At 35.3% G+C, this 8,445-nt stretch carries 8 protein-coding genes; 3 read left to right on the top strand and 5 right to left on the bottom strand.

Annotated elements, in window-relative coordinates; translation table 11 throughout:
• Positions 1 to 59: 59 nt before the first annotated feature.
• Positions 60 to 2,510: a Smr/MutS family protein gene (locus PHP31_06045; GenBank protein ID MDD3738836.1), complete on the top strand. Its 2,451-nt coding sequence runs from the start codon at positions 60 to 62 to the stop codon at positions 2,508 to 2,510.
• 4 nt (positions 2,511 to 2,514) lie between these two features.
• Here the strand turns inward: PHP31_06045 and PHP31_06050 are convergent, their stop codons facing one another.
• Positions 2,515 to 2,868 carry an MmcQ/YjbR family DNA-binding protein gene (locus PHP31_06050; GenBank protein MDD3738837.1) on the bottom strand — a complete coding sequence of 118 codons (354 nt, stop codon included), beginning with the start codon at positions 2,866 to 2,868 and terminating at the stop codon, positions 2,515 to 2,517.
• 104 nt (positions 2,869 to 2,972) lie between these two features.
• On the opposite strand from PHP31_06050, the gene PHP31_06055 reads away from it, so the two are divergent.
• Both PHP31_06055 and PHP31_06060 read left to right on the top strand, forming a co-directional pair.
• Positions 2,973 to 4,520 carry an acyl-CoA carboxylase subunit beta gene (locus PHP31_06055; protein ID MDD3738838.1) on the top strand — a complete coding sequence of 516 codons (1,548 nt, stop codon included), beginning with the start codon at positions 2,973 to 2,975 and terminating at the stop codon, positions 4,518 to 4,520.
• A gap of 54 nt (positions 4,521 to 4,574) precedes the next feature.
• Positions 4,575 to 5,147 carry a biotin/lipoyl-binding protein gene (locus PHP31_06060; GenBank protein ID MDD3738839.1) on the top strand — a complete coding sequence of 191 codons (573 nt, stop codon included), beginning with the start codon at positions 4,575 to 4,577 and terminating at the stop codon, positions 5,145 to 5,147.
• A gap of 55 nt (positions 5,148 to 5,202) precedes the next feature.
• Here the strand turns inward: PHP31_06060 and PHP31_06065 are convergent, their stop codons facing one another.
• The 4 genes from PHP31_06065 to PHP31_06080 form a co-directional block, all read right to left on the bottom strand.
• Positions 5,203 to 5,562 carry a four helix bundle protein gene (locus tag PHP31_06065; GenBank protein MDD3738840.1) on the bottom strand — a complete coding sequence of 120 codons (360 nt, stop codon included), beginning with the start codon at positions 5,560 to 5,562 and terminating at the stop codon, positions 5,203 to 5,205.
• A gap of 69 nt (positions 5,563 to 5,631) precedes the next feature.
• Positions 5,632 to 6,237: a ribosome biogenesis GTP-binding protein YihA/YsxC gene (yihA, locus tag PHP31_06070; protein MDD3738841.1), complete on the bottom strand. Its 606-nt coding sequence runs from the start codon at positions 6,235 to 6,237 to the stop codon at positions 5,632 to 5,634.
• 4 nt (positions 6,238 to 6,241) lie between these two features.
• Positions 6,242 to 7,180 carry a GNAT family N-acetyltransferase gene (locus tag PHP31_06075; protein MDD3738842.1) on the bottom strand — a complete coding sequence of 313 codons (939 nt, stop codon included), beginning with the start codon at positions 7,178 to 7,180 and terminating at the stop codon, positions 6,242 to 6,244.
• Positions 7,181 to 7,222: 42 nt separating this feature from the next.
• Positions 7,223 to 8,086: a 1-acyl-sn-glycerol-3-phosphate acyltransferase gene (locus tag PHP31_06080; protein MDD3738843.1), complete on the bottom strand. Its 864-nt coding sequence runs from the start codon at positions 8,084 to 8,086 to the stop codon at positions 7,223 to 7,225.
• Positions 8,087 to 8,445 lie beyond the last annotated feature (359 nt).

The following is an 8,445-nucleotide window of genomic DNA, read 5'->3' on the forward strand; positions in this document are numbered from 1 at the left end:
ATGCGAATTTAAAAATCAGTAGCTTTTTGTACTTTTGCAATTGATAATTAACAAAGATTTTGAGCATTTACAAAAATAACAATAAGGGAGTAGAAACAAAAGTCGGGTTTGGTAGCGTAAAAGACATGATAAACGGCTTTTGCAAAGGTGATATTGGCAAAAATTTAGTTGCCGAAATGCAATTTATTACTGACCCAACTGAGCTCAACAATTTACTTCAAACAACTTTTGAGATTAAATCCCTAATACAGCAAGGAAATTTTCCTTCTATGCAGGAATATTTTTCTTTAGATGAAACCTTAGATTTATTAGCGGTTGAAGGTACATATTTAGAGACTGAGCAATTAGTCGTTTTCAGAAACAACTATCAAATTTACACTGATTTTTTCTTGTATTTATCGAAAGTAGATGCAGAAAAGTTTCCGCTCATAACAAGTTTAAATTCCAACAATTATATTGATGAAGACATTATTCAGCTCATATCCGAAGTTATCAATGATTTTGGAGAAGTAAGAGACGATGCTTCCGAATTGTTGAGGGAAATACGTGCTGAGCTTTCAAAATCGAATCAGAAGATAGAAAATACAATGCAACGTTGCTTGAAGCAGTCGGTTAGCAGTGGAATATTGCCCTCGGATACCGAAATTGTCATCAGAAATGGTATATCGGTTATCCCAATAAAAAGTGCCAATAAGCGACAAATAAAAGGTTTGGTAATAGATGAGTCTTCCACGGGACAGACTTCCTATATTCAGCCTTTTGAAGTTATTGAAGCAATTAACAGGAAAAAGGAATTGGGACTTGCCGAAAGACGCGAAATTGTTAAAATTCTGATACAGCTGACAAGCAAGTTGCGACCGCATTTCAGACATTTTAAAGATTCTACGCACTTTTTAGGAAAATTAGATTTTGTAATTGCTAAGGCAAAGTTTTCAATAGACAATAATTGCAATTTGCCGCAGCTCACCGACCAACCTATCGTTGATTGGAAAAACGCCAAGCATCCCTTATTAAATATATCGCTAAAAAAACAAGGCAAAAAAATTGTGCCTTCTAGCATTAAAATCACATGCGATGATAGGATAATCGTGCTGTCGGGACCAAATGCCGGTGGCAAATCGGTTACACTTAAAACTTTGGGTTTGTTGCAATATATGTTGCAATGTGGAATTTTAATTCCTGTTGATGATGGCAGCGTAGCCGGAATTTTCGAACATATTTTTATTGATATTGGCGACCATCAATCTATTGAAAATGATTTGAGTACCTATTCAAGTCATTTGTTGCACATAAAACAACTGTTAGAGATAGCCAACGAAAAAACATTGTTTTTAATTGATGAGTTCGGCTCCGGAACCGACCCGCAATCTGGTGGGGCAATTGCCGAAGCGGTTTTGGAACAACTCAATTCGGTTAAAGCTAAGGGATTGGTTACAACTCACTATTCAAATCTGAAGAAAATGGCTTACGAACAAGATGGGTTTGTTAATGCTGCCATGCTTTTCGATATGCAATTAATAAAACCGCTGTACAAGCTCAACATAGGCAATGCAGGCAGCTCTTTTGCTTTTGAAATAGCCGCTTCTATTGATTTTCCGACAAACGTAATTGAAAAAGCGTCGGGTAAGGTTGGGTATTCTCATCTTAATTTTGAAAGAGAGTTGCAAAACTTAGATGCTGAGAAGGATAAAATTATTCAGCAAAAGAAACAAATCGCTGAAGCCGACAAAACTCTCAATCAACTTGTTGAAAAGTACGAAACGCAAATCAAAGAGCTTAACGATAGCAAGCAAGCCGAATTGAAAAAAGCTTACAAAGAAGCGCAAGACATTATTAATAATGCAAACAGAATAATTGAAAATACGGTTAAAAACATCAAGGAAACTAAGGCTAACAAAGAAAATATTAAAAAGCAACGCGAGATTGTAAAACAATTTAAAGATGAAGTTGCAGAAAAAAACAAAGAACTTTCTGACGTAAAGTTAAAATCAAAGTCAAAAAGCAAGAAAAAATCTGCTGATATAGTACCTATTATTGCAGGTGCAGAAGTTGTTGTGGGTAGCATGGTTAAACTTCCCGATTCAAATATGGTAGGCGAAGTTGTAAACATCAATCAAAATGAAGCTCTGATAGCTTTCGATAATCTTAAAATGAAAGCAAACATAAATCAGTTGCAGGTTGTGCATCCAAAATACAAGGGTACTACACAGCAACAAGGCGGTTCCGCAAGTTTGGGCACATTTTCCTTAAGTCAAAAATCTGAGCAATTTAAGTCGGGCATAGACATAAGGGGAAAAAATGCGCAAGAAGCTACCGATATTGTTGAAAAGTATTTGCAAGAAGCAAGTATGTTGCACGTGTACAGTGTGGAAATACTTCACGGCAAAGGCGATGGAATACTAAGGAATGTTATTCGCCAAATGTTGTTAAAAAATAAATTGGTAAAAAGTTTTGAAGAAGCACCTATAGAAATGGGTGGCAGCGGAATAACGATTGTTAATCTTTATTAAAAAATTAAAGTAAGGCGATATTTTTTCTGTCCTTGTAAGGAAGCTTAGCCATTACGCAATTGTACGATTGCTTAATCCACAAAAGTAAAGTTTCGTCGTCAATGCTGCCATCAATTTTTACAGTATTCCAATGTTTTTTGTTCAAATGAAATCCTGGGGAAACGGCTTCGTACATTTCTCGCTGATTTACAATAAGTTCAGGAGTGTTTTTTATTGATATGGCAAATTCTTTTTCTAAATCTGTTAATAAAAATATTTTGTTAAAAATTTTAAAAACCAAAACTTCGTCATCAAAAGGAAAGCCTTCTGTAACGTGGGGTAGGGAAAGACAAAAATCTCTAAGTTCTTCAATATTCATAAAAAAAACATTTCTTGTTTGATGATTTATAAAAAATTGCTATTATTGTAAATTAATTTGAAAAATAACTGACCAAAAATATAAATAATTTAAAAACAAAAACTATGGCAACAAATTCAAAATCAGTAGATTTAAAAAGAAGAATGCAAGCTGCCTTAAAGGGCGGTGGAACTAAGGCTATTGAAAAACAAAAAGCTACAGGAAAGCTAACTGCCAGAGAACGTATTCAGGCGTTATTAGACCCCAAATCATTTTACGAATATGATTTATTTGTAAGCCACGCTTCAACCGACTTCGACATGAGCGACAAATATTTGCCAGGCGACGGTGTAATTACAGGAACAGGAACCATAAACGGTTTTCCGGTTTGTATTTTTGCACAAGACTTTACTGTTGCCGGCGGCTCTCTTGGTTTTGCTCACGCAAAAAAGATAACCAAAATTATGGATCACGCCATGAAACTTAAAGTACCTTTAATTGGTATTAACGATTCGGGTGGAGCGCGTATTCAAGAGGGCGTTAACTCACTTGCAGGTTACGGCGAAATTTTTTATCGCAATACGCAAGCATCGGGAGTTATACCACAAATTTCGGTAATTTTAGGACCTTGTGCAGGCGGCGCTGTGTACAGCCCGGCTCTTACCGATTTTGTTTTTGTGGTTGATAAAATTTCAAAAATGTTTATCACGGGACCCGAAGTTATTAAAACAGTATTGGGCGAAGAAATTTCAATGGAAGAATTAGGCGGAGCCAGAGTGCAAGCGGAAACTACAGGTAACGCTCACTTCTTTGCAGAAAACGAATTTCAATGTTTTGAGCAGATAAAAAAATTATTCAGCTATATTCCGTGGAATAACACTAAAAAAGCTGATGTTTTTCCTAAAAAAGCACCCAGAACAAAACATTTTGACCTTTCTAAAATTTTCCCAAATAATCCACGTCAGCCCTACGATGTTAAAGATATCATTAGAGCCATAAGCGACGATTCAGAATTTTTAGAAGTTCACGAACATTTTGCAGCAAATATAGTTGTTGGATTTGGCAGAATTAACGGTATGACAGTTGGTTTTGTAGCCAATCAGCCACTTGTGCTTGCAGGCGTTCTCGACGTTGATTCCAGCGATAAAGCAGGACGTTTTATTCGCTACTGCGATGCATTTAATATTCCTTTGGTTACTTTCGTAGATTTACCTGGTTATCTTCCTGGCGTCGACCAAGAGCATGCCGGCGTTATCCGTCACGGGGCAAAAATTTTGTACGCGTACAGCGAGGCAACAGTGCCAAAAATCACTATCATCACACGTAAAGCATATGGTGGTGGTTATATTGCTATGTGTTCTAGCCACTTGCGTGCAGATTTCGTATTTGCGTGGCCCTCAGCTGAAATTGCGGTTATGGGACCCGAAGGAGCAGCTAATATTATTTTCAGAAATGAAATTAGAGAAGCGGAAAATCCCGAAGAAGTTAGAAAAGAAAAGATTAAAGAATATAAAGAAAAATTTGCTAATCCATACGTGGCTGCTGCATACGGTTATGTTGATGCAGTTATAAACCCTGAGGAAACAAGAGAAATGATTATACATGCTTTAGATATTTCGAAAGATAAAAAGGTTGAGACTCCTGCTAAAAAGCACGGCATTCCGCCATTTTAGTATTTCAGTTTTTGTGATTTTATTTTTATTAACTGTAATTTTAAAATTTGAAATATGGAAAAAGATAATACTAAAATAAATAAGGACACTAGCGCTAAAGAACAGCCGACAAAGGGTAGAGAACCTGTAAAGGCTAAGACGACTGCAAAAGCCAAAGAGCCGGCTAAGACTGTTAAAACTGAAGCAACAGCTAAAACGGTAAAAGCAAGTGCAAAAGTTGAAAAGGCAGTTCCGGTGGCTAAAGAAAAAGAGCCTGTTAAAAAAACTGTTGAGCCTGTCGTAGCAGCAAAACCGGCTGAAAAAGTCGAAAAATCCGAAGAGCCAAGCTACAAAACACTTCTGATAGGTGATGTTAGATACAGAACGCTTTTTACCAATAAGTTTTTAAACCGCAAAAAATATGTTGCAAAAGACCCAAACGAGGTTTTTTCTAACATTCCCGGAACGGTTAAAAATGTTTATGTAAAAAAGGGTCAAAGAATTAAAAAAGGCGATCCGGTTGTAGACATGGAAGCAATGAAGATGGTAAACACAATTTTCTCACCCGACAATGGTAAGATTAAAGAAATTTGTGTCAAAGTGAACGAAAAAGTTCCTAAAAACGCCAAGCTGTTCTCTATTGAGTGATGGGTGATGGGTGGCGGGTGTTGGGTGGCGAGTCTCTTCACTCATCACCCTTCACTCACTTGATTTTTGCTTCTAATTTTTTGATTAGATTTATCAGTTGTTTTCTGGTTACCACAATTAATTCTAAAATGTCATCTATCGATCGTATATATTTTTGTCTATAAGCTATGTATATTTGAGTTTCTAATTCAGCTATGGAACCAAGGGAGACATAACAAAACTGAATATATTCTTTTGTGTTCTTTCTATTAAACCCTTCTGCAATATTAGATGGAATAGAAACAGCACATCTTCTTATTTGAGATGTTAGAGAGAAAAGTTCATCCTTAGGGAACTGTTTAGTTAATACATATATTTTATCAACTAAATCCATTGCGTTGTTCCAAACATCCATGTCTTTAAATGAAAGTATCATAATTTTGTTTTTTATTCGGTGGTCTGTGATTTTTAGTGGCAAGTCTCTGCACTCATCACTCATCACTCATCACTCATCACCAACCACCATTATTAATTGTTCAATATAAGCATATAACTCATCTATCCCAATATTTTTATTGGCTGATGTTACAAAAATAGGAGGAAGGGATTCCCAGTCTTCCAAAAGTTTTTTCTTATACTCCGATAGGTTGTTTTCGTATATTTTTTTGGAAAGTTTGTCGCGTTTAGTGAAAACTATACAAAACGGTATGCCGTTTTTGCCAAGCCAGTCGATAAATTGCAGGTCAACGTCAAGTGGCAAATGTCTTAAATCAATGAGCAAAAACAAGCATAAAAGGTTATTCCTTTTGATTAAATAATTTTTTATTACGTTTTCCCAATCTTTACGTTTGCTTTTTGCAACCTTAGCATAGCCGTAGCCAGGCAAATCTACTAAATGCCAACTCTCATTTATTAAAAAGAAGTTTAGATGTTGAGTTTTGCCTGGGGTCGACGATGTTTTGGCTAAGCCTTTTATTCCGGTAAGTTGATTTATCAACGAAGATTTGCCCACATTCGACCTGCCGAAAAATGCAAATTCCGGTATATTGGCTGTTGGGCAGGTTTTTAAACTAACCGCCGACTTAACAAATGTTGCGCTGGTAATACTCACTTTTTTATTTATTCTTGTTTACAACAAGGTCAATGTATCTTTCTTTTTTCTCTTCCTTTACATCATCTATTAACATCAATATTCCCGACTCTTCAACATCGCCAAATTCCTTGTTTAAAGATGTTCCGAAAAACAACATAGTATCCGACAAATTCATATAGGCATTGACAAGTGGCGGTATGTGAGTTTCTTGTTTTCTGACTTCTTTGTTTAAAATTTTATAGTCGTCGTCGTAATTATCGGCATTGAATATTTTTTCGTATTCGGAAGCATCGCCGAAATATGTCAAAGGTTCGTGCGGAACAACTAACTTTTCTTTGTCGCCAAAGTGTTTGTTCAAGAAAAACAGTATAAGGTCTCTGGCGTATTTATCGTACGATAAGTACATAGTAATTTTGCCGAAAAAGTATTTTATTTCAGGTTTCGAGAAAACCAAAGCACCCAATCCGTCCCAAATATTATCCAACGCAAATATACCTTTACGTGGATTATTTTGTGGCTGATAATCAGGCTGAACAAACGACCTGCCCAACTCAATTGTGTAGGGTAAATAATTAGCAATAAATTCCTTTGAAAAATCGAAAAGATGAGCCGTAGGAGTTGAAACATTTCCGGCTTCGTTAATTTCAAGTTCGTGTCCTTCAATGTATCTGTAGCCACCAATAATTTCTTTTTCGGTAGGATCCCACACAATTAGTTGTTTGAACGGATTTTTTGGCGATAAATCAAACTCATCTAAGTCTATTTCTTTTCCTGTACCACCACCGGCATCTCTAAACGTTACTTCTCTAAGTCTGCCTATCTCTTTAAGGGTATTAGGAGCATTGTGGCAATCTATCACATGAACTTGTCTGTTAGCTTTAAAAGTTCTACATAGCAATGTAGATTCTGTAAGTTCTTTTTCAATAAGTGATTTTTCTATCGGAGGAATTATTTCTTTCATTGTCGTATTGTTTATCGTTATGTGGTAAATTTCCAATGCAAATTACGGTATAAATTTACCATCGGGGTTATTTTTTAAGCTATATACAAATTCTTTTACCTTTTGAGCCCATTCATTATCATTGTACCTGTTATCAAATGTAGTGTACGGTATTGGCGAGCCAAAAGTAATTGAAAAATGCTTACCTTTTTGTTTATACATTTCGTCGGGCAAATATATCATTTCAATATTAGCTTTAATACCTAATTTCTTTCTCATCGAAGCTATATTGTAAAACTTTTTGGAATTAACCGCATCTATGTAGCAAGGGATAACATCTCGCTTGTGGGTAACGGCTTTTTTAATAAAAGTTTTCTTCCATTGCAAGTCGCAAATAATCTTATTTTGTTTTCTTGAGCATATGCCGGCAGGGAAGTACAAAATAGTTTTGTCGGAAGCAAAAGTGTCTTCTATGCTTTTTATGTTGTCTTTGTTGCTTCCGTGCTTGTTTATGGGAATAAACAACTCGCTAAGGTTATCTAAATTCATAAGCAAGTCGTTGACCGGAAAAACAATGTTTTTGTTTTTTTTGCCGACAACCCATAGCAAGGCTATGCCATCTAAGCCGCCCAAAGGGTGATTGCCGGCTATAATGTAGCGTTCGTTGGCTTTTATATTGTCAATTCCGTAATAATCAACCTCAGCTCCAAATTCGGTAATTATGGCATTCACAAAGTCGTGACCATGCAAATGCTTATTTCGCGATATAAAATCGTTTATTTCGTCCTGATGTATTATTTTTTTCAACCTATTGACTACAAATTTTGGTAGCCATTTGTGCAAAGTAGGCGATTTAGATAGTATAACTTCGTCAACATCAATAAGTTTAGACTCGTTTTGTGTTTTTATTTCATTATCTATTGCCATGGTTAAACTTTTTTGCAAAGTTAAATAAAAATTATATAAGTAAATTTTGTGTAATTAATTTCAAAATTAAAAGATGAAAAATTCCACTTTGTTTTATGTAATCTTTATCAAAATATCATTTTAATATTATATATAAATTAAAAAATACCACTTTTCATTAATTTCGATAAAAATCTGTGTTAAACACCTGTATTTACACCATAAAATCGCATAAAAAATCCCAAATTAGAGAATTTCTCTAATAATTATGGGAAAATGTTTTTCGTTGCAATAGCTGATTTGATAAGGGCTCACTGCGTTGTTAATAAAAAAATAGTGTAGAAAAGTGTAAATTTGTGGGATATTGTTGTAATTTTACC

Source organism: Lentimicrobiaceae bacterium (assembly GCA_028697555.1).
Classification (GTDB): Bacteria; Bacteroidota; Bacteroidia; order Bacteroidales; family UBA4417; genus UBA4417.

Coding starts and splice junctions, on each gene's coding strand:
- PHP31_06050 (MDD3738837.1), bottom strand. CDS start 2,868: ATGAATATTGAAGAACTTAGAGATTTTTGTCTTTCCCTACCCCACGTT.
- PHP31_06055 (MDD3738838.1), top strand. CDS start 2,973: ATGGCAACAAATTCAAAATCAGTAGATTTAAAAAGAAGAATGCAAGCT.
- PHP31_06060 (MDD3738839.1), top strand. CDS start 4,575: ATGGAAAAAGATAATACTAAAATAAATAAGGACACTAGCGCTAAAGAA.
- PHP31_06065 (MDD3738840.1), bottom strand. CDS start 5,562: ATGATACTTTCATTTAAAGACATGGATGTTTGGAACAACGCAATGGAT.
- PHP31_06075 (MDD3738842.1), bottom strand. CDS start 7,180: ATGAAAGAAATAATTCCTCCGATAGAAAAATCACTTATTGAAAAAGAA.
- PHP31_06080 (MDD3738843.1), bottom strand. CDS start 8,086: ATGGCAATAGATAATGAAATAAAAACACAAAACGAGTCTAAACTTATT.